This is a genomic window from Arthrobacter sp. H-02-3 (assembly GCF_003097355.1).
GTDB classification, from domain to species: Bacteria; Actinomycetota; Actinomycetes; order Actinomycetales; family Micrococcaceae; genus Arthrobacter; species Arthrobacter humicola.
Genome location: NZ_PYUI01000003.1, coordinates 231,950 through 255,227, shown reverse-complemented (window position 1 = coordinate 255,227; position 23,278 = coordinate 231,950). Strand labels below are relative to the sequence as shown.

General features: G+C 69.2%; 18 protein-coding genes. 15 read left to right on the top strand and 3 right to left on the bottom strand.

Annotated elements, in window-relative coordinates:
• Positions 1-19 precede the first annotated feature (19 nt).
• The 12 genes from C9424_RS05160 to C9424_RS05105 all read left to right on the top strand — a co-directional run bounded on the left by C9424_RS05160 (position 20) and on the right by C9424_RS05105 (position 17,994).
• A complete protein-coding gene (locus C9424_RS05160) occupies positions 20-973 on the top strand; it encodes an ABC transporter permease (RefSeq protein WP_116765825.1) in 954 nt (317 codons plus the stop codon).
• Positions 970-3,111, top strand: a complete 2,142-nt coding sequence (locus C9424_RS05155) for a dipeptide/oligopeptide/nickel ABC transporter permease/ATP-binding protein (protein WP_116765824.1) — start codon at positions 970-972, stop codon at positions 3,109-3,111. The genes C9424_RS05160 and C9424_RS05155 overlap by 4 nt, the downstream gene beginning before the upstream one ends.
• Positions 3,108-4,115, top strand: coding sequence for an oligopeptide/dipeptide ABC transporter ATP-binding protein (locus C9424_RS05150; RefSeq protein WP_116765823.1), 1,008 nt, complete (start codon positions 3,108-3,110; stop codon positions 4,113-4,115). The genes C9424_RS05155 and C9424_RS05150 overlap by 4 nt, the downstream gene beginning before the upstream one ends.
• An 85-nt stretch (positions 4,116-4,200) precedes the next feature.
• Positions 4,201-6,498 (top strand): alpha-L-rhamnosidase, encoded by a 2,298-nt coding sequence (locus C9424_RS05145; RefSeq protein WP_116765822.1) that lies wholly within the window; start codon positions 4,201-4,203, stop codon positions 6,496-6,498.
• Between the two features lie 94 nt (positions 6,499-6,592).
• Positions 6,593-9,145: a beta-glucosidase family protein gene (locus C9424_RS05140; protein ID WP_116765821.1), complete on the top strand. Its 2,553-nt coding sequence runs from the start codon at positions 6,593-6,595 to the stop codon at positions 9,143-9,145.
• A 51-nt stretch (positions 9,146-9,196) separates the two neighbouring features.
• On the top strand, positions 9,197-10,228 hold the full coding sequence (locus C9424_RS05135; protein ID WP_116765820.1) for an alpha/beta hydrolase: 1,032 nt from the start codon (positions 9,197-9,199) through the stop codon (positions 10,226-10,228).
• Positions 10,225-12,057 (top strand): glycoside hydrolase family 3 protein, encoded by a 1,833-nt coding sequence (locus C9424_RS05130; protein ID WP_237563297.1) that lies wholly within the window; start codon positions 10,225-10,227, stop codon positions 12,055-12,057. Before C9424_RS05135 ends, C9424_RS05130 begins: the two co-directional genes overlap by 4 nt.
• On the top strand, positions 12,054-13,031 hold the full coding sequence (locus C9424_RS05125; RefSeq protein WP_116765819.1) for an alpha/beta hydrolase: 978 nt from the start codon (positions 12,054-12,056) through the stop codon (positions 13,029-13,031). Before C9424_RS05130 ends, C9424_RS05125 begins: the two co-directional genes overlap by 4 nt.
• 97 nt (positions 13,032-13,128) lie before the next feature.
• Positions 13,129-13,995 carry an alpha/beta hydrolase gene (locus C9424_RS05120; protein WP_116765818.1) on the top strand — a complete coding sequence of 289 codons (867 nt, stop codon included), beginning with the start codon at positions 13,129-13,131 and terminating at the stop codon, positions 13,993-13,995.
• A gap of 129 nt (positions 13,996-14,124) precedes the next feature.
• Positions 14,125-14,991 carry a fumarylacetoacetate hydrolase family protein gene (locus tag C9424_RS05115; RefSeq protein ID WP_116765817.1) on the top strand — a complete coding sequence of 289 codons (867 nt, stop codon included), beginning with the start codon at positions 14,125-14,127 and terminating at the stop codon, positions 14,989-14,991.
• A complete protein-coding gene (locus C9424_RS05110; RefSeq protein ID WP_116765816.1) occupies positions 14,991-16,739 on the top strand; it encodes an FAD-dependent monooxygenase in 1,749 nt (582 codons plus the stop codon). Before C9424_RS05115 ends, C9424_RS05110 begins: the two co-directional genes overlap by 1 nt.
• Positions 16,717-17,994 carry a DUF3500 domain-containing protein gene (locus C9424_RS05105; protein WP_116765815.1) on the top strand — a complete coding sequence of 426 codons (1,278 nt, stop codon included), beginning with the start codon at positions 16,717-16,719 and terminating at the stop codon, positions 17,992-17,994. The genes C9424_RS05110 and C9424_RS05105 overlap by 23 nt, the downstream gene beginning before the upstream one ends.
• Before the next feature lie 170 nt (positions 17,995-18,164).
• Here C9424_RS05105 and C9424_RS05100 read toward each other — a convergent pair whose 3' ends face one another.
• Positions 18,165-19,232, bottom strand: coding sequence for a quercetin 2,3-dioxygenase (locus tag C9424_RS05100; protein ID WP_116765814.1), 1,068 nt, complete (start codon positions 19,230-19,232; stop codon positions 18,165-18,167).
• A gap of 747 nt (positions 19,233-19,979) precedes the next feature.
• Here C9424_RS05100 and C9424_RS05095 point away from each other — a divergent pair.
• A complete protein-coding gene (locus C9424_RS05095; RefSeq protein WP_091248071.1) occupies positions 19,980-20,312 on the top strand; it encodes a YegP family protein in 333 nt (110 codons plus the stop codon).
• 59 nt (positions 20,313-20,371) lie between these two features.
• Here C9424_RS05095 and C9424_RS05090 read toward each other — a convergent pair whose 3' ends face one another.
• Together C9424_RS05090 and C9424_RS05085 are read right to left on the bottom strand one after the other, a co-directional pair.
• Complete coding sequence (locus C9424_RS05090; protein ID WP_116765813.1) at positions 20,372-20,638, bottom strand: hypothetical protein; 267 nt, start codon at positions 20,636-20,638, stop codon at positions 20,372-20,374.
• Between the two features lie 131 nt (positions 20,639-20,769).
• Positions 20,770-21,207, bottom strand: a complete 438-nt coding sequence (locus C9424_RS05085; RefSeq protein ID WP_133247477.1) for a hypothetical protein — start codon at positions 21,205-21,207, stop codon at positions 20,770-20,772.
• Positions 21,208-21,964: 757 nt separating this feature from the next.
• Between C9424_RS05085 and C9424_RS05075 the strand changes: the two genes are divergently transcribed.
• Positions 21,965-22,471, top strand: a complete 507-nt coding sequence (locus tag C9424_RS05075; RefSeq protein WP_116765811.1) for a sigma-70 family RNA polymerase sigma factor — start codon at positions 21,965-21,967, stop codon at positions 22,469-22,471.
• Positions 22,468-23,193, top strand: a complete 726-nt coding sequence (locus C9424_RS05070) for an anti-sigma factor family protein (RefSeq protein ID WP_116765810.1) — start codon at positions 22,468-22,470, stop codon at positions 23,191-23,193. Before C9424_RS05075 ends, C9424_RS05070 begins: the two co-directional genes overlap by 4 nt.
• Positions 23,194-23,278: the final 85 nt, after the last annotated feature.

The following is a 23,278-nucleotide window of genomic DNA, read 5'->3' as shown; positions in this document are numbered from 1 at the left end:
CGTCCGGCGGCCCCGACCGATGGAGGTCATCATGGCGATTTACGTCGCAAAGCGCCTGCTGATGGCGCTGGCCACCGTGCTGCTGGTTGCGGTCCTGGCGTTCCTGCTGGTGCATGCAATGCCGGGCAGCCCGGGAGCCGTGTCCCTCGGCGCCGGCGCGTCCCAGGAGGCCATTAATCGGGTCAACGAGAAGCTCGGCTGGTCCGATCCGCTTCCGGCCCAGTTCTTTCGGTGGCTCGGCAGCGCAGCCCAGGGAGACTTCGGAGTGTCCCTGATCGACGGCCGGTCAGTGAGCGCCGACCTCGCTAACAGGCTGCCGGTGACGGCGGTCCTGGCCGCCGGAGCCACGCTCCTGAGCGCTGTGCTCGGAATCGCCCTCGGCGTGACGGCCGCCGTGCGCGGCGGGATGGTCGACCGGATCGTCGGCGCCGTCTGCGGCCTGGCCGTGGCGCTGCCAGCCTTCTGGATCGGCATCATCTTTGTGTACCTCTTCGCCGTTCAGTCCTCGGTCTTTCCGGCCACCGGTTACGTCCCCTTCGAGATTTCACCCCAGGACTGGGCCCTGTCCCTGGCCCTGCCGGTGATCACGCTCGCCGTGGGCGGTGCGGCCTTCATCGCCCGCCAGACCAGGGCATCCATGCTGGAGGCCCTGCAGCAGGAACACATCCGGACCCTCCGGGCAACGGCCACTCCCACGTGGAAAATCCTGTACGTCCACGCCCTGCGCTACGCCAGCCTGCCGATTGTGGCCGGTATCGCCCTGCAGTTCATCGGACTGTTCGGCGGTTCCGTGATCGCCGAGCAGTTGTTCGCCATGCCGGGCCTCGGCCAGGCAGTCCAGACCTCCGTCAGCAACCACGATGCCCCGTCAGTTCAGGGTGTGGTGGTGGTCGCCACCGTTGTGGTGGTGGCCGTGAACCTGGTGCTGGAACTCGCCACCAAGTTTCTCGATCCGAAGTTGCGTGCCTCATGATCCCTTCCGTTGCCCCCGCTCCCGTCGCCGCAGACGCGGAAGATACAGCTACAAACGCAGTCACCGACACCACCGCCGGAGCTCGGCCGGGGCGCCGTCCCAGGACCGCGTTCGCCGGCCTGTTTTCACGCCGCTTGTCCGCCCGCCGGTTGGTTGCCTCGCCCGGTGCCGTGGCAGGCATCACCTGGCTGGTCGCCCTCGTGGTTGCCTCCCTCACCGCCCCGTGGTGGCTGCCGTACAAGACTGAAGACCAGGATTTCACCGCCGTCCTGTCCGGTCCCACGGCCGCCCACTGGCTGGGCACCGACGAACTCGGACGGGACCTGCTCAGCCGCATTTGCGCCGCGGCCGCCGGCACCCTGGGGACATCGCTCATCACGGTGATTGTCGGTGTCGGGCTCGGGACCATCCTGGCGATGGTGGCCGCCGCGGGAGTGCGGACGGAAGGAGTGATCAGCCGTGCCACCGAAATCATGATGTCCCTGCCCGGAACGGTCATCATCCTTGCGGTCATCGGAGCTGTGGGTACGAACATTCCCGTCATCATGGCGATCCTGGGCGTCCTCATCTCGGCAGGCATCTACCGCGTGATGCTGGGACAGGCCACCGCCCTGCAGTCCCAGCTCTATGTCGACGCCGCCAAAGTGGACGGTGTCAGCGCCCTCGGCATCAGTATGCGCCACGTGCTGCCGGGCCTGAGCAACACGATCGTGGTCCAGTCCGCCCTCATCTTCGCGGTGGGCATGCTCATCCAGGCCGGCCTGGCCTTCATCGGGTTTGGTCCGCCCATCCCGCAGCCCAGCTGGGGCGGCATGATTCAGGGCGCATCCCAGCACGTCTACGACGCCCCGTGGCTCATGGTCCCCACCGGCGCGGTCCTGGCCCTGACGGTCCTCGCGGCCAACGCGATCGGCAACGCCCTGGGCAAATCGCCGAATGCATCCGCCTCGCACCTGCCGTCCGCCGCGGAGCGCCGACGCCGGGCCGCTGCGTCCGCCGTCGCTTCACCGGAAGCCCCGGCTGTTCCGTCTCCTTCAGGCCGCCTGAGCGTCCGCGGACTCTCGGTAGGGGTCGACGGCGGCACCCCGCTGGTCACGGACGTCTCCTTCGACGTCGGGCAGGGGACCGTGCTGGGACTCGTGGGCGAATCGGGCTGCGGCAAGACGATGACGGCGTTGTCCCTGCTCGGCCTGTTGCCCTCCGGCGTAGCCGTCACCGGCGGCCAGATCCTGTGGGACGGCCGGAACCTTGCCGGCGCCCCGGAAGGCGTGATGGAGGGTGTCCGGGGGCGGGACATCGCGCTGATCTCCCAGGAACCCATGCGGGCACTGGACCCCATGTTCACAGTGGGCTACCAGCTCGTCTCCACCGTCCGGCGCCTGCGCGGCATCGGGAAAGCCGAAGCCCGGGCCGAAGCCCTGGGCCTGCTCGAAAAGGTGGGCATCGTGGACGCCGCACGCATCCTCAGGACCTACCCGCACCAGATCTCCGGGGGCATGGCACAGCGCGTGGCCATTGCCCTGGCCCTGTCCGGACGGCCCAGGCTGCTTGTGGCGGACGAACCCACCACCGCCCTTGACGTGACGGTACAGGCGGAGATCCTCTCGCTGCTGCGGACCCTGGTGAAAGACACCGGCCTGTCCGTGGTGATGGTGACCCACGACCTCGGCGTGGTCGCGGACATCTGCGACACCGTTGCGGTCATGTACGCAGGCCAGGTGGTGGAAAGCGGCCGGACCGCCAACATCCTCGACAACCCGCGCCACCCATACACCCTGGCGCTGCTGGCCGCCGACCCGCACGCCAACACCGCCGCGGACATGCCCGAACGCCTCGCCACCATCAACGGCCAGGTCCCGCAGCCCAAGGACTGGCCGGGCGGCTGCCGGTTCATGGCGCGGTGCCAGTTTGCCGGATCAGCCTGCGTGGCGCCGGTTCCGCTGGTGCCTTCCGGCTCCGACGACGGCGTGGTGCGCTGCGTCAAGGCCGATGAACTGGCCGTCGAGGGCCTGGAATGGGTGGCCACCGATGTACCGGGCCACCGCGTACTGGACGTTCGTTCGGGGGACATTCCGTCGGGGGACATTCCTTCGGGGGACATGCGTTCGAGGGACAATGTTGAGAGGGATAAGGCATGAGCGTCGAAACGGCAGCACGGCAGGACGAAACGGTACCGGCTCCCGGTCAGCCGCTCCTGGACGTGGCGGACCTGGTGGTCCGTTACGGCCGGGGCCGGAAGGCGGCCGCCGCGCCGGCGGCGGTGGACGGCGTGAGCTTCAGCATCCGGCCCGGGGAAACCGTGGGCCTGGTGGGGGAGTCAGGCTCCGGCAAGTCCACGATCGGCAAGGCCATTCTGGGGCTGGAGAAGTGCAGCGGGGGTTCGATCCGGTACAACGGAACAGACGTCACCCATGCCAGCGCGGCACGGCGCCGCGAACTTGGCGGGGAGCTGAGGGCCGTGTTCCAGGACCCGAACTCCTCGCTCAACCCCCGGCAGACCATCGGCGCGTCGCTTGCCGAGCCGCTGCGGATCCGTGGCGTGGCCGCCGGGGAAGCACGGCAGCGCGCCGAGGACATGCTGGTGCGGGTGGGACTTCCCCGCGAGGCCGTGGACCGCTATCCCGGTCAGTTTTCCGGCGGCCAGCGGCAGCGGATCGCCGTCGCCCGGGCACTGATCTGCGAACCGAGGCTCGTAGTGTGCGACGAAGCGGTCAGCGCGCTAGACCTCTCGACCCAGGCCCAAGTGCTGAACCTTCTTGCCGACCTCCGGGACGAACGGGGACTGAGCTACCTCTTCATCGCGCACGATATCTCCGTGGTCCAGTTCCTCGCCCAGCGCGTCGTGGTTCTCTACCGCGGCCAGGTCATGGAAAGCGGGCCCGCTGCCGCCGTCACGGAGTCCCCCCACCACCCCTTCACCCAGGCGCTGGTGGCGGCCTCGCCCGTGCCCCGCCCGGCAGAACAGGCCGAACGACGGCAAAAACGGGAAGCGCTCGGTGTCCGGACCGCGGCAGCCGCGGCCGCCGCGCCCGGCGGCTGCCCCTTCAGCCAGCGGTGCCCGCTGGCAACGGACCTGTGCCGCACCGAACGCCCCGTCCTGCGGACGGTGGGCGCGTCCGCCGTCGCCTGCCACTACGCCTGAGCCGCCCGCGAATCCTGAGGCCGCGCCACCCGCGTCACCCCTCAGCCCCTCCCACGAAAACCAGCACAAGAACGGAAGAAACCACATGACCCCGGCACCCTGGTCCGCCACGATGATCGCCGCCGATCAAGACTTCGACGGCGCACCCCTCCTGCGCAAGGAATTCCGGCTCGACGAGGGCCACGGCCCCGTGGTGACCGCGCAGCTGCGGGCCACCGCCTTCGGAATCTACGAGGCACAGATCAATGGCGTCCCGGTCGGCGATGACGTTCTCAGCCCCGGCTGGAGCTCCTATGAATGGCGCCTGCGCTACCGCAGCTACGACGTCACCGCGCTCGTGGAACCCGACACGGTGATCGGCGTTGCGCTTGGCAATGGCTGGTACCGCGGCCGCCTGGCCTGGCACGGCAAATCGGGTCTGTACGGCGATGAGCTGGGGTTCTTCGGTCAGTTGGACATCGAATTCGCCGATGGCCACGTCCAGACGATTGCCTCGGACCCGTCCTGGCAGGCGGGGCCGTCCGGGACCACGGCCAACGACCTCTACGACGGACAGGCGATTGACGCTCGGCAGGAACCGGAGGGCTGGGCCCGGCCGGGGTTCGACACCGGCGCCGCTGCGCCGGCCGGCGCGTGGGCAGGCACCTGGGTTGGGGTCCACGAGCTGGAGTTCGACGCCGACCGCCTGGCAGACCCCGTCGGGCCGCCGGTGGTGCGCAACGAGGTCCTTAAACCGGTGGAGATCTTCACCTCACCGGGCGGCAAGACACTGGTGGACTTTGGCCAGAACCTGGTGGGCTGGCTGCGCTTCACCGTCCAGGGCGAGGCCGGCGCCACCATCACAGTGCGGCACGCCGAAGTACTGGAAGACGGCGAACTGGGGACCCGGCCGTTGCGCTCGGCCGCGGCCACCGACACCTTCATCCTCTCCGGCGGCCAGGACTTCTTCGAACCGAGCAGGACCTTCCACGGGTTCCGCTACGCGGAGGTCACCGGCTGGCCCGGCGAGCTGACCGCGGCGTCCCTTGAGGCCGTGGCGGTGCACTCCGCGCTTGAACGCACCGGCCGTTTCGAGTGCTCCAACCCGCTGGTGAACCAGCTGCACCACAACATCGTCTGGGGCCTGAAGGGAAACTTCCTGGACCTCCCCACCGACTGCCCGCAGCGCGACGAACGGCTCGGCTGGACCGGAGATATCGCCGTATTCGCCCCGACGGCCGCCTTCCTCTACGACGTCAAGGGATTCCTGCAGGACTGGCTGCTGGACCTGGCCGCAGAACAAAAGGCCGCCGGCGGGCTCGTTCCCATTACAGTGCCGGACGCGCTGAAGTACTGCCCCCAGCCGCCGGAATTCCCGGCACCGGAATCCTCGGCCATCTGGAGCGATGCGTCCGTGTGGGTGCCCTGGGCGCTGTGGGAGGCCTATGGCGATGACACCGTGCTCAAGGACCAGTATGGCTCGATGGCTTCTCACACACGCCGGGTGGAAGGCCTGCTATCGCCCGCCGGACTCTGGGATGAAGGCTTCCAGTTCGGCGACTGGCTGGACCCGGACGCCGCGCCGGACCAGCCGTGGGCCGCGAAGGCGGACACCGGCGTCGTCGCCACCGCATGCCTCTACCGCACGGCGTCCATCACTGCGGCTACGGCTGCGCTCTTGGGGCACGACGCCGACGCCGCCGCGTTCGGCCGCCTCGCCGAACGGGTCAAAGCGGCCTTCAACACCCACTACGTTGCCGCCGACGGCACCATCCGTAGCGACTGCACCACCGCCTACGCCCTGGCCATCGCCTTCGACGTCCTGCAGACCAGCCAGCAGCGGGACTTTGCCGGCACCCGCCTCGCCGAACTGGTGCGGAACAACCAGTACCGCGTCTCCACGGGCTTCGCTGGAACCCCGTTTATCACCGGCGCCCTGGCCGATACCGGACACATCGAGGAGGCCTACGGGCTCCTGCTGGAACGGGAGTGCCCGTCGTGGCTGTACCCGGTGACCATGGGAGCCACCACCGTCTGGGAGCGGTGGGATTCCATGCTGCCGGACGGCACCATCAACCCCGGCGAGATGACGAGCTTCAACCACTACGCGCTCGGTGCCGTCGCCGATTGGCTGCACAAGTACGTGGGCGGTATCCGGCCCCTGGCCCCCGGCTACTCCAAGGTGCTGATCGCGCCCGTGCCGGGAGGCGGCATCGACTGGGCCAAGACCAGCCTCCGCAGCCCGCACGGCACCATCGCTGTCGAGTGGCGGACGTCGGCGGACGGCGCGCTGGAACTCGACGCGATGATCCCTGACGGAGTGGAGGCGGAGATCCGGCTGCCGGGACGGAACTCCCGCACCGTGGGTGCCGGCGCGCACCGACTGACGTCCGCCGCGGTGTAGGCAGCGGCCGTCGTTTCGTAAGTCCGCTATCCACCCCGCCGGCGGGAAAACAGGCTGGCAATTGAAGACACCCCACGATCAGGAGCACCAAAGAATGACCTCCACGAGCTTTGACGCCGACGTCGACGACGCGATCCGCACCCTTCCGGTGGCTGAGAAGATCCGGCTTCTGAGCGGCTCCGGGCTGTGGTTCACCCAGGCCGAGCCGCGCCTCGGCCTCCCGAAGATCGCCGTGTCCGACGGACCCGTGGGGGTCCGGGGCCACCGCGACAGCGAGGCCGCCGGCTCGGTGAACCTGCCGTCAGCCACATGCCTGGCGTCCTCCTGGGACCGGCGGCTGATGGCCCGGGTGGGCAGGCTGCTGGCCGCCGAGGCACGGCGGCAGGAGGTGGACGTGGTGCTCGGACCCACCATGAACCTGCACCGATCCCCTTTGGCCGGCCGTAACTTCGAATGCCTGTCCGAGGACCCGCTCCTCACCGGTGAACTGGCAGCCGCGTATGTCGACGGAATCCAGGGCCAGGGCATTGGTGCCTGCCCCAAGCACTTCGTCGCCAACGAGGCGGAGACCGAACGGATGACCGTCAACAACCTGATCGACGAACGGACCCTGCATGAGGTGTACCTCGCACCGTTTGAACGGGTGGTCAAACAGGCCCGGCCGTGGATGATCATGGCGGCCTACAACGGCGTCAACGGCAAGCCCATGACCGAAAATCCCCTCACAGAGAACCCGCTCAAGACCGAGTGGGGATTCGACGGCGCTGTGGTGTCCGACTGGCATGCGGTGTACTCCACCGTGGACTCGGCCCTGTCCGCCACGGACCTCGCCATGCCCGGTCCGGAAGAACTGTGGGGCGACCCGCTGGTGAAAGCCAACGCGTCCGGGCTGGTCCCCGAGGCCGTGATCGACGGGAAAGTGCGCCGGCTGCTCGCGTTGGGCCGTCGCGTGGAGGAGGGCCGCCGGCAGGAACCGGCGGAACCCAAGGCCGGACCTGAAGCCGGAGCCGCCGTCGCACGCGAGGCCGCGGCGGCAGGATTCGTGCTCCTGGAAAACCACGACCGCATCCTTCCGCTCGCACCCCGGGACATCACGTCCCTCGCCGTAATCGGCCCGGCGGCCATGGACCCCCGGACCCAGGGCGGCGGCAGCGCATCGGTGTTCCCGTCCTACACGGTAGCGCCCGCCGCCGGCCTGCGTGCCCGGCTCGGCGACGGCGCTCAGCTCACCACGGTCCAGGGTGCCTGGCTCTCCGACGGCCTTCGCGAACCCCGCGACGCCGAATGTCACGCGCCGGGCCAGGCGCCGGGCTCGGGGCAACGGCGCGTCCGGCTAACCTGGCGGGGAGCCGCCGGCACCCTCGCGGAGGAATACGGTCCCCGCACCACCCTCACCCGGGGCGCCGGGGCCATCCCTGACGGCGCCACCGCCGTCGACATCGAAACAATCTTCACCCCGCAGGTTTCCGGCCTTTGGAAGCTGGGTTTCAAAGCTATTGGGCACGCCACCCTGGAGGTCAACGGGGAGAGCGTGGCGGCCGCGGATTCGCGCCACCGCTACGCGGACATCGAGGCCGTGCTGATCGGCGCGCCGGAGGAAGCCGCCGACGTCGAACTGGCGGCGGGGGAGCCGGTGCGGCTCACGCTGCATTACACCTGGCATCCGGATGCCACCCTGTTCCGCGTGGGGCTGGCCGTCGACGAACCCCGCGAGCCGGCCGACCTCGAGATTGTCAAGGCCGCTGCCGCAGCAGGTGCCGCGGACGTCGCCGTCGTCATGGTGGGGACCTCCGGCGCCGTCGAAAGCGAGGGCTTCGACCGGACATCCCTTGCGCTGCCGGGCCGGCAGGATGACCTGGTCCGCGCCGTCATCGCGGCCAACCCGCGCACGGTGGTGGTGGTCAACGCCGGTGCCCCCGTCGAAATGCCCTGGCGCAACGACGCCGCCGCCGTTCTGCTGGTCTGGTTCCCGGGCATGGAATTCGGCAACGCCCTGGCCGACGTGCTGTTCGGCGACACCGAACCCGGCGGGCACCTGCCGACCACATGGCCGGCCGCGCTGGCTGACGCTCCAGTCCGGGACACCCGCCCGCGGCACGGTCGGCTCGAGTACACGGAGAGGCTGCATGTCGGATACCGCGGCTGGGCCCGACAAGCCACGCACGCCAGTCAAACCGGGCAGCCCGCCGCCCCGGCGTACTGGCTGGGCCACGGCCTCGGCTACACCACGTTCGCGGTGGACGGGTTCAGGCTGCTCGGGGCACCGGCGCCCGGGGACGACCTCCAGGCCGTGCTGACCGTCCGCAACACCGGGTCCCGGGCCGGAAAATATCTGGCCCAGATCTACGCCGACGCCCCGGAATCGGCCGTGGAACGCCCTGACTTCTGGCTGGCCGGCTTCGCGACGGCCCTCATCCCGGCCGGGGAACGCCGGGAGATCACGGTGACGCTGCCCGGGCGGACCTTCCAGCACTGGAACGCCGGACGCGGCTGGTGCGACGAGGCGACCACCTTCAGGATCGCGCCGGCCGAACACGCCGGGGCCGCGCCGGCCGCGCTGTCCGGACCCCTCGCTGTGTCCGTCACCCTCGCAGCATCCACCAGCCCGGCAGCGCCCGTTCCCGCCAGTGACCGTCCCCGCCCATAACTGAACGCGGTATGCAGCCGTGAACCACCCCGACCTCATTAGGAGCGCAGCATGACCACTACTGAAACCGCAGTAAGCGAAATGGCAGGAAGCCCCGACGCTCCGGTACCCCCGGCCGGAGCGGCACCCCGGGCCGGAGCCGCGGGTCCCGCCTTCCCTGCCTTCGATGGCCCGGGCCCGGCCGTCCAAGTGTCCGCGATCTCCGACGTGCACCGGGAAGTCAGCTACGTCAGGACTATCGGTTTCCGTCCGCTGACCATGGACATCTGGCTTCCGCGAACCGGCGGGCACGGGGGCAAGGGCAAGAGTCCGGTGCCGCTGGTGCTCTGGGTTCACGGGGGCGCCTTCCAGCTGGGCGACCGGCGTGAGCTGCCGCCCACGTTCCCCGTGAATTCGGTCTTCTCCCGGCTCAACGCGGCAGGGATCGCCTGTGCGACCGTCGACTACCGGTTGGCCCTCGAAGCAGCCTTCCCGGCCCAGCTGCATGACCTGAAAGCGGCGGTGCGCTACCTCCGCGCACACGCCCGGGAGTTGGGGATCGATCCGGACCGGATCGGCGCCTGGGGCGAATCGGCGGGCGGCCACCTGGCGGCGCTGCTGGGCCTGACCGGCGGCCGGGAAGACCTCGAAGGCAGGATCGGGGCGCAGGGGCCCTCCAGCGCGGTCTCCGCCGTCGTGGACTTCTATGGGGTATCTTCGCTGCCCCTCATGCCCCCGATGCAGCTCCCGGACGGCCTCCTTGCCGGCCCCATGGTTGCCGCCGTACCGGCCGGGATGAGCCTGGAACCGGGGCCCATGCTCGTTGGCGGCTCCGGCGACCCGGAGCTGCTGGAGGCCGCCAGCCCGCTGGGCCACGTCAGCGCAGACGCGCCGCCGTTCCTGCTGATCCACGGCGACAGCGACGCTCTCGTGCCCTTGTCCCAGAGCGTGATCCTCTCGCAGGCGCTTGATGCCGCGGGCGTCCGCAACGAGGTCGTCGTCGTCGACGGCGCAGACCACTGCTTCTTCGGCGCGGAAGACCGGATCGACAGCATCCTGGACGCCGCCGTCACTTTCCTCTCCAACGAATTGAGCCAGCCATGACCCCCGCCACCACCCGCTACCCTTACCAGGACGCCGCCCTGCCCGTCGGGCAACGCGTCCAGGACCTCCTGTCCCGGCTCTCGCTCGAGGACAAGGCGGGCCTGATGTTTCACGGCGCGCTCCCGTTCGCACTCGGCACAGGCCCGGCCGAGGAGTTGATCCGCGAGCGCCGGATCAACCACTTCAACATCATTGGCGCCGCTACCCAGGCCCGGGAACTCGCCGAATGGCACAACAGCATCCAACGGATCGCCGCGGAAACCGGCTGGGGCATCCCGGTCACACTCTCCACCGACCCGCGCCACGCCTACACGGACAACCCGGGCACCGGGGCTCTGGCCGGCCCGTTCTCCCAGTGGCCCGAAGCGCTCGGCTTCGCTGCCGTCGGGGACCCTGACGCCGTGGAGGAGTTTGCCGATGTCGCCCGGCAGGAGTACCGCGCGGTCGGCATCCGGGCCGCGCTGCACCCCCAGGTTGACGTCTTCACCGAACCGCGCTGGTCCCGCGGTGCCGCCACGTTCGGCGAGAGCGCCGAGCTCGCCGCGGACCTGGTGGGCGCCTACGTCCGCGGCTTCCAAGGCGAGACGTTCGGGGCGGAGTCCGTGTCCACCATGACCAAGCACTTCCCCGGGGGCGGCCCCCAGCTTAACGGGGAGGACCCGCACTTCAGCTACGGCCGCGAACAGGTCTATCCCGGCGGCAACTTCGACTACCACCTGCTGCCCTTCCGGGCAGCCGTCGACGCCGGCACGCGCCAGGTCATGCCCTACTACGGCATGCCGGTCGGGACCGAATACGAGGAAGTGGGCTTCGCCTTCAACAAGCGCATCCTCACGGAACTCCTGCGGGAAGAGCTCGGCTTCGGCGGCATCGTGTGCTCGGACTGGGGCATCCTCACCGACGGGGACATTTTCGGCAGGGTCTTCCCGGCCCGGGCATGGGGCGTGGAACATTTGACCCCCGAGGAGCGGCTGCTTAAGGCGCTGGACGCCGGTGTGGACCAGATCGGCGGCGAAAGCTGCGTTGAACTCATGACCGGCGCTGTCCGGGCCGGGAAGCTCAGCGAGGACCGGCTGGACGTCTCCGTCCGCAAGCTGCTGGAGGAGAAATTCCTCCTGGGGCTGTTCGAGAATCCCCTGGTGGACGCGGCCGCCGCCGACACCTCGGTGGGAACCCCGCAATTCCGGGCGGCCGGGCGGGCCATGCAGCGCCGCTCGTACACACTCCTCACCAACAAGGACGTCGACGGCGTCCCGACCCTGCCGCTGACCGAAGGGGCGAGGGTCTACCTCGAAGGCCTCACGGCCGGGGACCTGGGGCCGGGCTTCATCGCCGTCCCGACGCCGGAGGCCGCGGACCTCGCGATTCTCCGGCTCCGCACCCCGTTCGAAGTGCGAGGCGAGGGCTTCGAATCCTTCTTCCACTGCGGCAACCTGGCCTTCGCACCGGAGGAGATCGAGCGTGTCACCGCCATCTGCCAGGCTGTCCCCACGGTGATCGACATCAACCTCGAACGGCCCGCCGTCCTGCCCGAACTCGCCGAACACGCCGCGGCCCTGCTGGCCAACTACGGATCCGACGCCGACGCACTCGCGGACATCATCACCGGGCGTGCCGTGCCGGAGGGCCGGCTGCCCTTTGACCTCCCGCGGTCCATGGCTGCCGTGGAGGCCTCGCGGGAGGACATGCCCTTCGATACCGAAGACCCCGTCTTCCGCTACGGCCACGGACTGTCCCTGCCGGCCGCGGGAGACGCCGCCTTCGGAGACGCCGCCGGCGCGCGGGTTCCGCTGCCCGGCGCTGGGCCTATGGCGGGGCGCCGGCCATGAGCCTGGATCCGGACCTCGCCGGCGCGCTCCATCACCTGGCCGGCGCGGGTTCGTTCACCGAGCTCCTGGCCCAACCCGGCGGCCCGGACCGGCTCGAGGCTTTCAGCGCCGGCAGCCTGCCCTATGAGGCGCCCGACGTCCGCGTCCGGGACGTTGAGGCCCGCGGACCAAACGGGCCCGTCCCGCTCAGGATCTACGGGGGCGCCCCGGTCCGTGCCGACGCTCCAGCACTCGTCTGGATGCACGGCGGCGGATTTGCCGCCGGCGGGCTCGACATGCGTGAAGCCGACCAGCTGGCCAGGGAAGTCGCCGCCGGGAGCGGCGGCGCGGTGATCTCGGTGGACTACCGGCTTGCCCGCGACGGCGTGCACTTCCCCGTACCGCACGAGGACGTCCTCACCGCCTGGCTCTGGACCGTGGAGCACGCCGCAGAGCTCGGCGCGGACGCCGGCCGGGTGTGCCTGGGCGGCGCCAGTGCCGGCGGCAACCTCGCCGTGGGCGCCACGCTCTACCTCAAAGACGCCGGACTGCCGATGCCGGCCCGGCTGCTCCTCGCGTACCCGTTCCTGCACGCCGAACTGCCCGCGCCCGGGGGCATGGCCGGAGCCGACGGCACCGCGGACGTGCTCGAGAGACTCCCGCGGCTCCTGCGGTTCACGCCGGATGACTGCCGCGCGTTGGTGGAGAACTACATCGGCGGACCCGTCGCCATGGCATCGTCCTATGCCATGCCCGGGAACGCGGACCCCTCCGGGTTGCCGCCCGCGGCGATCATCGCCTGCGAATACGACGACCTGCGCTACTCGGCCGAAGCGTTCGCGGCCGGTCTCCGGCAGGCCGGAACCGACGTCGATTTCCGCCTCGAGGCAGGAGCCATCCATGGGTACCTGAACCACTCCGCGGGGCTCCGGATCGTGCAGGACGGCCTCGCGTTCCTGGCGACGGCACTCATACAGGCAAAGCCGTTCCAATGATTGAAATGCCTGGTGCCGGGGCAGACGGGCATCAGACACCCTTGATGAAGACGCCGGAACATCGAGAGACGCCGACAAGCAGCAGAAGGAGCCGAAGATGACAGTAGAACAGGTCCTGAAGGGGATCGAGTTCGCCTGCCCCGAAGGCTCCGAACCTTTGCTGCTGGACGTCTATCTGCCCTCCGCAGAACACACCGGGAAAGGCTTCCCGGCCATCGTGCACTTCCACGGCGGCGGCTGGCGGGCGGGGGAGCGGTCCTCGCTCGGCCCGGTGCTGGACGGCTTCGGCTTCAGCCCGTTCCGGCGGCTCACGGATGCGGGGTTTGTCGTGGTCTCGGCCGACTACCGGCTCAGCACGACCGCACAGTTCCCGGCGCAGCTGGAAGACGCAAAGGCCGCCGTGCACTGGCTCCGAGACCATGCGCAGGACTACAGCGTGGATCCGGGCCGGATCTACGCCTGGGGCGACTCCGCGGGCGGACATCTGGCGAGCCTCGTGGGACTCGCCCCCGGAGACGCCCCAGCAGGCGCCGACGGCGACACTCCCGGCGAGGTCGCAGCCGTGGCCGCCTGGTACGCTCCCTCGGACCTGCCCCGGATGGGCGAACAAAGCCTGCCCAACGCTGTCGCCCGCGCCGACGACCCCGGGTCCCGCGAGGAACTGCTCATCGGTGCGGTCCTGGCCGAGGCTCCCGGCAAAGCCGCGGCCGCCAGCCCCGTGAGCTACGTGTCACCGGCGGCGCCGCCGTTCCTCCTGGTCCACGGGACCGCAGACCGCTTCGTGCCCGCGGCCCAGTCCACATCCCTCGCGGCGGCGCTGGAAGCCGCCGGCGCCGACGTCGAACTCCTCCTGATCGAGGCCGCGGACCACATGTGGATCCTGACCGATCACAGCCAGGCGGCCGCGGAGAAAGCCATGGACGCCACGGTGGACTTCTTCCTCCGCCAGTCGCACGTTCCCTGACACCACTGTCCCCGCGTCGCCGCGCTGTGCAGGCTTCGGCCCGACCCGCGCAGCTTTGCCGTGCCGATTTTTACAAGTCACCATTTCCATCACCGCGCCCGTCCGGGCGGAACCCGAAAGGCCCTCCACATGCAGTACATAGGCATAACCCACGACGGCGCGGCATGGGTCGCTGCCCTGGCGGATTCGCGGGTCTTTCCGCTGGCTACCGTTCAGGACTTCTGGGCGGATGCCGCCGGCTGGCAGGAAAAAGCGCTCTCCTTAACTGCTGGTGCGCTGGGGTCCGGCGGCTCGCTTGAGCGCGGCAACGTCACCGAGGTCCCGCTGGTGCCGGCCTCAGCCAGGGTGATCTGTGTCGGCCTGAACTACAAGGCCCACGCCGCGGAAGGCAGCTACAAAGACCAGGAACTTCCTCCCTACCCCACGCTGTTCGGGCGCTGGACGGCGTCTCTTTCGGTTGGAAACGTACCGGTCCCCGTCCCCTCGGGCGAAGCCGGACTGGACTGGGAAGGTGAGGTGGCCGCCTACGTCGGCCACCGGGTGGAATGCGCCGACGAGGCCACGGCCGCGGAGGCCGTCTTCGGCTACTCCACGTTCAATGACCTCACCGCGCGCCGTGCCCAGAAGCTCACTTCGCAGTGGACCCTGGGCAAGAACGGCGACTTCAGCGGGCCCCTCGGACCGCTGGTCAGCCGTGACGAGGCCGGAGACCTCCGCGAGGGCCTCCAGGTCCGGACCCGGGTGAACGGCGCCGAAGTCCAAAACGGCAACACCCGGGACATGATCTTTTCCGTGCCGGCCATCATCGCGCTGATCAGCCAGACGTTCACCCTGCATCCGGGAGACGTCATCGCCACCGGGACCCCGGAGGGCGTGGGCTACGTACGCACCCCGCCGTGGCTCCTGCAGCCCGGCGACACCGTTGAGGTCGAGATCGACACGCTGGGAACGCTGACTACACCCGTGGGCGGCCCCTCACTGCGGGCACGGGCCTGATGACCGCCGTCGACAACGCGGCCCTGGCTGACCTGCCGGAGCAGACGCCTGTGCTGATCGCCGGCGCGGGACCCAGTGGGCTGTTCCTCGCCTTGGACCTGGCGCACCGTGGCATCGCAAGTGTCGTGATCGAGCCGCGGATCGGCATCGACCCCGACAGGCCGCGGGCCAAGACCACCAACGCACGGACCATGACCCACCTGCGCCGGCTCGGGCTGGCAGATAAACTCCGCAATGCCGCCCCGCTGCCCGTCGGGTACGCCCAGGACGTCATCTTCTGCTCGGCCCTCACCGGTCACGAAATTACCCGGTTCCGCCAGGCGTTCCAGCTGACCCCGGGCCGCTACGGCCCCCAGCCGGAATGCGGCCAGCAGGTCCCGCAGCCCGTCATGGAAGCCGTGCTCCGGGAAGCGGTCGCCGAATCCCCGCTCATCACGCTGCTGACCGGCCTGAGCGTTGAGGACATCGACATCAACCAGGGCAACGGAACCCGGAATTTCGGCCCGCGGCGTTTCGGCTCGCGCGTGGCGGTGTCCGACGCGACGAGGCGGCGCAGGGCCATCGACTGCAGCTTCGTCGCCGCGGCCGACGGCGGTTCCTCCACCGTGCGCCGACGCCTGAACATCCACCTGGACGGCGGTTCCGCCGAGCTCTCCAACATCAGTGTCCTGTTCCGCTCCGAGAACCTCGCCGCCGTGATCGCGCTCGATCCGGCGGTCCAGTACTGGGTCCTGGGCCCGGACGTGTCGGGCATGGTGGGACGGCTGGACCTCGGGAGCACCTGGTGGGCGATCATCCAGGGCGTTGACGGCAGCGCATCCTCCGACGCCGGAAGCCTGGTCCGCTCCCTCGTGGGGACCGACGTCGACGTCGAGATCATCGCCACCGATCCGTGGACCGCGCGCATGCTGCTCGCCCCGGGGTACGGGCACGACGGTGTGTTCCTGGTCGGCGATGCGGCGCACCTGAACCCGCCGTGGGGCGGCCACGGCTTCAACACGTGCATCGGCGACGCCGCCAACCTGGCCTGGAAGATCGCCGCCGTCCTCGACGGGTGGGCCGGCCCCGCCCTCCCGGGCAGCTACGAGCTGGAGCGGCGTCCCGTGGCGGCCCGGACCATCCGGGACGCCGCGGCCAACGGGCAGGCGCTCGCGTACCACTTCGCGGACCCGGCCCTGGGCCTGGAAGGTGCGGAGGGCGCAGCGGCCCGGCACACGGCCAGGAACGCGCTGGCCGTCAAGCAAAGTGAGTTCGACTCGCTCGGACTGGTACTGGGCTACGGCTACGGCTCCTCGCCGTTGGTGGTTCCGGACGGCCTGCCGGTCCCCGCCGAGGACCCCGTCGCCTATGTCCCCTCCGCGAGTCCGGGAGCGCTGCTCCCGCATGCCTGGCTCGATGCGACGACATCGCTGTATGACCTGCTGGATCCGGGCTTCACCCTCCTCGTGGACCGCGAAAGCCTGGGCGGCCGCACGGCCGGGCAGGCCTACGCAGCAGTCCTGGCTGCCGCCGCGGTGCGCGGCATTCCACTGGCCGTCGTCGCCGTCGGCCCCGACCAGCTCGGGACCGCCATGTCCACGCACTGGCAGGCCGACGCGGTGCTGGTCCGGCCGGACCAGCACATCGCCTGGCGGGGGACCGACCCGGCAGGGGCCGCCGCAGCCATTGGCGTGGCCGCGGGCTGGCCGCTGGCAACACCTTCCCAAGACCCAGACAGGAGTTCGCGTGTCCGAGCCGTCCTTCCGTGACTATCTCTACCCGCCCGACCACCCGCGGGTGGCGCAGATCCGGGGCCTTGATGCCCGCGGCTATGCCGAGGCGGCGAAGACCGACTCCTTCGCCGGGCCCATGATCCGGGGCTGGGAGATCCTCTATCCGCAGCCGTTCACGGGGGTGACCAGCGACGGCGTCGTCCGTCCCGGGCTGTACCCGCTCAAGCCTGCGGCGGCGGGGGAGGAAGCGCCCTTGGCCGCGATGGTGGCGGCGGCGAGGAAGCTGCTGGAGACCCTCACGCCGGACCAGGCCGGTCAGCTTTGTTATGACGTGGACGCCCACGAATGGCAAAGCTGGGCCAACCCGGAGTTCATGCAGCACGACACGGGACTGCGGCTGGACGAGCTGGACCTGGACGTGCGCGAGCTGATCCTGGCGGTCCTGCAAGTGAGCCTCAGCCCGGCAGGGCTCGAGCTCGTGCGGAACCTCATGCGGATCAACGGGTTCCTCGGCGAGCTCGTGGAGCTGCCGGGGCTCATGAACGAGTACAGCTACAACTTCGCCCTGTACGGGGAACCGTCGGAGACGGCGCCGTGGGGCTGGCAGCTCTTCGGCCACCACGTGGCGCTCAACGTTCTTGTGGCAGGGACCCAGCTGGTGGTCTCGCCAGTGTTCCTTGGCGCGGAACCGGACAGCATCGACGCCGGCCCGCACCGGGGCGTGAAGGTCTTCAAGGAGCGGATCGCCCTGGCGCGGCGGCTCATGGCGTCTCTGCCACGGCCCCTGCAGGACAAAGCCACAGTCTTCGCACACATGCAGGACCCGGCCATGCCCGAGGGCCGCCTGCACCCCGGGGACGAACGGCACCTGGCCGGTTGCTTCCAGGACAACCGCGTGATCCCCTACGAGGGAATCCCGGTCAGCGCGATGCCGGCCGCGGCCCGCACGATCCTGGACGAGCTCGTGGAAGACTTCATCGCGCTCCTCCCGGACGGGCCGCGGATGGCCCGCCGGCGGGAGATCGTGGCCCACTGGGACGAGACATGGTTCTGCTGGATCGGCGGCTGGGAGGCGGAGGACGCCTTCTACTTCCGCCTGCAAAGCCCCGTGCTGATCATGGAACTGGACCACCACACAGGAGTCTTCCTCAGCAACGACACCCCGGCTCCGTTCCACATGCACACCGTCATGCGGACGCCGAACGGCAACGACTACGGACGCGCATTGGTCGGCCAGGCGCTCCGGGTCGCGGACCGGGCGGCTGTGCCGGAAACATCGCGCCCCCGCTGACGGAAATGTACGTTCCGGCACGGCCGCCGGCTGGCTGACAACCAGGCTCGTGCGGCCAGTCCGCCAGATACGGCAAGGCCCGGACTTCCTTAGGAAGTCCGGGCCTTGCCGTTTACGCTCCGCAGCGTGAACCGCATCCCGCCGCCGTCGTACGTTGTGATCTCCGGCGGTCAGATGTCCAGCGCTGCGCGGCGCTGGGGCGGGGGACCCACCACGGTCAGGTCCATCTCGGCCTGGGCCCGTCCGAAGCCCTCCATGTCCATGTAGGGTTCGCCGCCCTCGGTGTACATGTAGTCCTCGGTGGGCTTGTTGAAGTACTCGAAGAAGCCGTTGAAGACCGACGGGGTGAGGAACCCGACCATCTGGGTGTTGTGGGAATCGAACGCGAAGGAGTGGATGGTTCCCGCGGGAGCGTGGAGGAAATCGCCCTTGGTGAGCAGGACCTCGCGACCGTTGGCGTAGATCCACATCCGGCCCTCGGTGCAGAGGAAGTTTTCCGTGTGCTGTTCGTGGAAATGCAGCGGAATATAGGGAGACTTGGCGCCCTTGGTGTGGACGGCAAAGTAGTTCGATCCTGTATTCGCCGGCCGGGACAGGTACGTGAACATGGTCTGGTAACTCACCATGCGCTCGCCTTCTCCGGCGCTGAGGAAGTAGGGGCTCTGGGCGGCCGGGAGTCCGGCGTCCTGCCGGAAGGACGGTGCCACCCGCTCGACGTCGGGGAACGTGATGCCGAATTCGGCGCCCACCTCGGCACACTCGCGCAGGCTGAGCCTGCGGCCGGCCGTGACCGGTGGGACGTGCGAATCAATGGGCGTGCCGACGCGTTCGTAGTATGCCTCTGCACCGCCGGGGGTCATCCAGTTCAGGAACCGGGTGTAGTGGCTGGCCATCCGGTACGCGTGCGGCGTTCCCGGCGGGATCACCACGGAGTCCCCGGGCGTCAGGATGCGGCTTTCGCCGGGCAGCCAGACGTGCAGGATTCCGTCAAAGACATACAGGGTCTTGTGCTCCACCGCGTGGCTCACAAAGGGCGATTCGGCGCCCATGCCACCGGAAATGTAGGCGGCGCTGAAGATCCCGCCGGTGTCCGCCGCGCGGGCGATGACTGTGACGAGCTGGCCGTTGATCTCATAGCGGGCGCCCTCGCCGGAGGCCATGTAATACGGCACGGCTTCCCCTGGCAGCACATTGGCCGCCGGGAGCTGCTTGTTCATTTCCTCAACGCTGAGGGACATCGCTTCCTTCTTTCCTGTCAGTGGACCGCGGTCTGTCCACAACACTGCCTCGGATTCCCTGATGGAACGACATCCAATTCCAATGGATGAAACACTTCCGATGTCGTCCGCCGCGCGGCCGGACCTCCGGGGAGGGACTTGGGATGATTCGACGCCGGATTTGAGGCGGTTTTGTGTCCGGCTGAAGCTGTCCAGTCCTGTGGCCTAGGCGTCGGTTGCGTTCCCGGATACGGTCATAAGTCCCTGTTTCGGCGTCTGTCCCCGCCGATAGGGTGACGTGAGGCGCATGGCGGTCCGTAATGCGAGCCGGTGCGCCTCCAGCCAAGAAACCGGGGGGTACGTTGTCCAACGATCTAGCCATGGCCGGGTTTTCCGGCGACGCGAGCCGCGCAGCGGCAACGGAGCCGTCAGGAGGGAATGACGACGTCGTCCCGTCCTGGGACCGGGTGATCCCGCCAGCGTCGGCGGTGGCCACCCGTGTGGCCTACTGCCGTGACCATTGGCCGCCACTCTAGGGGCATTCCGCCGGCCCTGCGCCGGAGGCCGCGCGGCGCGGTTGACTCCTATTTACCTAGGATTTACGTACCCGACCTTGTGAGCGTTCCAAGGCTGCAGCGAGACTTTTAAAACGGGCTGACGTTACCTGTTCAGCCAGAAGGACCAAACCAGCGGGCAGCAGCGAAGCTTTCCCATCCGCTCTGTGGCAACGATGTCCGGAAGGGGAGCCCGCCAATCGGGAGGATCATCATGGCAGGCACATTTGAACTATTTGTTGACGTCGATGCCTGCTTCAGGTTCCGGCTCAGAGGCCCGGACGGCGCAGTGCTTGCCGTCTCCACGGCCTTTGTGGACAAACCCGCCGCCGTCGCCGGCATCACCGCAGTGCGGGAGTACGCCGGCATGGGGCTGATCAGTGACTTGTGCCCGTCCGGCGCGCCCGACGTTCCGGCAGCACCGCGGCCCAGGCCGGCCTCCACGACGGTGCCGGGTGTGGACAGGCGGGTGCACGATAACGACCTCCGTATCCGCGCCAGGGCCCTTCGACGGCCGGCGCACGGGGGCGCTATCGGCGTCGTCTGACACGGGCGGCCGGAGCAGTCGCGGCCCCCGGGGGACTGCCCGCACGCGGGAGTCTGCCGCTACGGGGCCATTCCGGCATGGACCGGAACAAACTCGATCTTGTTCGCGGGGTGCACCGTCCTTTTCGGTGCGCGCGAGTATCCCTTGGCGTCCAAGTGGTTCTGTGCGCGGTAGACGGCCAGGGCCTCGTCGTAGATGCCGTTGAGCCGGCGCCCGGAGTAGACCTGCTCTGAGCCGTCATTGAACGTGATGCTGATGAGCGCCGTTTCGGGGAAATGCCGGTTCATGCGGATGAAGCCCTCAGCGTCCTGCTTGAGATTGATCATGTGGTGCCCACTTTCGCGTTCGAGATGTTCCAGTCTCGCGTGTTCGCGCTGCCTAATCCAACCAAGTGCCCCCCCATCGTCCGTTGAGGGGGCCGTCCGGTGAGAGGGGCCGCACCCCGGCGGACGCGTGCCTACTCGGAGACATAGGCGTCCACAGCCTGCTCCAGCACGGGGCTGTAGAGGTCCCAGGAAGCAGCAGGTGCGGCAGCCACCACAACACTGCTGCCGCGGGATCCTGCAACGAGGCAAGCTATTTCCCGGTACCTGTGCGCACCAACGCGGGTGACATACGTGTCCTCGACGCATGACCCGAGGCCGCCCCGGAACGGCATTCCGGCACGGTACGAGACCCGGTCTGCGGATGCCGCGTTCTCGCCTGTGAGATGGGCGAGGCGAAAATCGGGCCAGTTGGACTGTGACTCGTCGCCCTGTTGCGGCGTGGCGTTGAGATAGATCCTGAGCTCGCCGTTAGGCCCGGTGACCGTTGCCGATACGCTGCCGGGGTCGCCCGGCGAAGGTGCTGCATCGGGCGGGATGGACAGGACTGCGGTTGCGTCCGGGAGTTCCATGGACTGCCACCCTTCCGGTGCCGGTCCGGCGCGGAACCAGGCGAACGGCGTTGTGCCGGACGGAGATGCAGCCGGCATCCCGTTGCCAGGCGCGGAACTGCAACCGCTGGCGACCATCACCGCGGCCCCCAGCAGCCCGGCAAGGAACCGCGTCCTTGGGCGCGGGCGAAGCGGACCATTGGTGCTACCTATTGCCGTCACCGTCGTCCGGTCCTCCGTTGTTATCGGCATCATGGTCGTTCCCGCCGGGTGTCCGGGCGGGCGGCGGAACCATGGGCCGCGGGGCCGGGGCAGCTGGCGGAACGACGCGTCGCGGCGCGGGTGCGGGCGGCCGGACCGCCGGGGCCGGTGGAGGGAGTACTGGAGCCGGCGGCGGGACCACCGGGGCCGGGGCGGCCGGTGCAACGGCCGGAGGCGGAGCGGGATCAAGGCTTGCAGGGTCCGTGGGCAGTGGTGATGCGCTCCCGGTCGCAGGCACTGGTGTGACCGTGGCGGGGGCGGGGGCGGGTGCCGGCGATGCCGTGTGTCCGGCGAAGCAGGCGCCGAGCAACAGGGTCATGCCCAGCGCGGCGGCGGCATACGCCGGGCGGGAAAACTTCATGGTGCACTCCTGGGGGAAGGCCGGCCGTGTTCAGCCGGGCTGTCCCTAGAACGGGCCCGGCAGCCCGGAGGTTCAACGCGGCCCGGATTTTCAGGCCAAATCGGGGCCGGTGAACCTTTAGCGCGCCGGCGTCGTAGTACATGCCAGGAGGCCGAAATGTCCGATCAGGAGGCCGTGCTGCTGCGTACGCTGCACGAGGCGTACGGCCCGGCGCTGTGGCGATTCGTCATGCGAATGACCAGCGACAGCACGCTGGCCGACGACGTCGTGCAGGAGACGCTGATCCGCGCCTGGCAACACCCGGCGATCCTGCAACGCCCGGAGGCGGCGGTGCGGGCGTGGCTCTACACGGTCGCCCGAAATCTTGTCATCGATGACCGGCGCAGCGCCCGCAGACGCCACGAAGCCCGAACCGACCAGCTTCCGGACATTCCAGAAGCGGACAAGGTCGACAGGATCCTGGATGGGTGGCTCGTGGCGGATGCCCTGGCCGGACTGTCCCCCGAGCACCGGGCCGTCATCATCCACTCCTACTATCGACGCGAGACAACAGCCGAAATCGCGCAAAGCCTCCAACTGGCGGAGGGAACCGTGAAGTCGCGGTTGCATTACGCATTAAAGGCGTTGCGGCTGGCGCTGCAGGAGGGAGGCGTGACTCGATGAACCACAGTGGCATTGATGAGTACCGCAGCTGGGATGCCGCGTATGTGCTGGGATCCTTGGTGCCCTCGGAGCGTCATGAGTTCGAGGAACACCTGTCCGGTTGCGCGGGATGCCGGGCCGCCGTGGCCGAACTCGCCGGACTGCCGTCGCTTCTGGCTGCTCTGTCACCCGAAGAGGCACAAGCCCTCGGGCAGACTGACAGCGAAAAGCCGGCTCAGGGGTTCCTCCCCGCGCTGGCGAAAAGGACGCAGCAAGGGCGCCGGCGCGCGCGACTTGCCGTTGCCGGACTAGTGCTGGGCGCGGCTGCCGCGTCGGGGGCGGTCACAGTTGCGGTTACCGCCCCGGCGCCGCCGGCAGTGCAGACGCAGGCGGCGTCGGCAACAGCCCTCAACTTCACCCCCGTAGCCGAGAGCACGCTGGTTGCGAAGGGAACCCTCACCGGACAGCCGTGGGGAACGCGGATCGACTGGGAGTGCACGTACACGCCTTCCCCGGCGGACGTCGCCTCGCAGGCGGGACCCGGCGGTCCCCGCGCCCGGGAGGAGTACGGATTGGTGGTTGTCGACGCCAGGGGTGTTATCACGCAGGTGGCCACCTGGACGGCAACGCCAGGGACACCGGCCACGCCGACGGCTACCACCGCTGTCCGGGTCGCCGACATCCGCCGCGTCGAAATCCGCGCCGTCTCCAGCGGGCTGACACTCCTCAGCGCGAGCTTGTGACTTCGGGGCAGGCCCGGCCGGGTGACGGAAAGGACTCCCGCACGCGGATGCAGGCGGCGGGAGGATCAACCGGCGCGGGCGGGGA

What these genes read in the sequence shown, in the direction of transcription:
- C9424_RS05160 (WP_116765825.1), top strand. Translation starts at nt 20, where the DNA reads ATGGAGGTCATCATGGCGATTTACGTCGCAAAGCGCCTGCTGATGGCG.
- C9424_RS05155 (WP_116765824.1), top strand. Translation starts at nt 970, where the DNA reads ATGATCCCTTCCGTTGCCCCCGCTCCCGTCGCCGCAGACGCGGAAGAT.
- C9424_RS05150 (WP_116765823.1), top strand. Translation starts at nt 3,108, where the DNA reads ATGAGCGTCGAAACGGCAGCACGGCAGGACGAAACGGTACCGGCTCCC.
- C9424_RS05145 (WP_116765822.1), top strand. Translation starts at nt 4,201, where the DNA reads ATGACCCCGGCACCCTGGTCCGCCACGATGATCGCCGCCGATCAAGAC.
- C9424_RS05140 (WP_116765821.1), top strand. Translation starts at nt 6,593, where the DNA reads ATGACCTCCACGAGCTTTGACGCCGACGTCGACGACGCGATCCGCACC.
- C9424_RS05135 (WP_116765820.1), top strand. Translation starts at nt 9,197, where the DNA reads ATGACCACTACTGAAACCGCAGTAAGCGAAATGGCAGGAAGCCCCGAC.
- C9424_RS05130 (WP_237563297.1), top strand. Translation starts at nt 10,225, where the DNA reads ATGACCCCCGCCACCACCCGCTACCCTTACCAGGACGCCGCCCTGCCC.
- C9424_RS05125 (WP_116765819.1), top strand. Translation starts at nt 12,054, where the DNA reads ATGAGCCTGGATCCGGACCTCGCCGGCGCGCTCCATCACCTGGCCGGC.
- C9424_RS05120 (WP_116765818.1), top strand. Translation starts at nt 13,129, where the DNA reads ATGACAGTAGAACAGGTCCTGAAGGGGATCGAGTTCGCCTGCCCCGAA.
- C9424_RS05115 (WP_116765817.1), top strand. Translation starts at nt 14,125, where the DNA reads ATGCAGTACATAGGCATAACCCACGACGGCGCGGCATGGGTCGCTGCC.
- C9424_RS05110 (WP_116765816.1), top strand. Translation starts at nt 14,991, where the DNA reads ATGACCGCCGTCGACAACGCGGCCCTGGCTGACCTGCCGGAGCAGACG.
- C9424_RS05100 (WP_116765814.1), bottom strand. Translation starts at nt 19,232, where the DNA reads ATGTCCCTCAGCGTTGAGGAAATGAACAAGCAGCTCCCGGCGGCCAAT.
- C9424_RS05095 (WP_091248071.1), top strand. Translation starts at nt 19,980, where the DNA reads ATGGCAGGCACATTTGAACTATTTGTTGACGTCGATGCCTGCTTCAGG.
- C9424_RS05090 (WP_116765813.1), bottom strand. Translation starts at nt 20,638, where the DNA reads ATGATCAATCTCAAGCAGGACGCTGAGGGCTTCATCCGCATGAACCGG.
- C9424_RS05085 (WP_133247477.1), bottom strand. Translation starts at nt 21,207, where the DNA reads ATGGAACTCCCGGACGCAACCGCAGTCCTGTCCATCCCGCCCGATGCA.
- C9424_RS05075 (WP_116765811.1), top strand. Translation starts at nt 21,965, where the DNA reads ATGTCCGATCAGGAGGCCGTGCTGCTGCGTACGCTGCACGAGGCGTAC.
- C9424_RS05070 (WP_116765810.1), top strand. Translation starts at nt 22,468, where the DNA reads ATGAACCACAGTGGCATTGATGAGTACCGCAGCTGGGATGCCGCGTAT.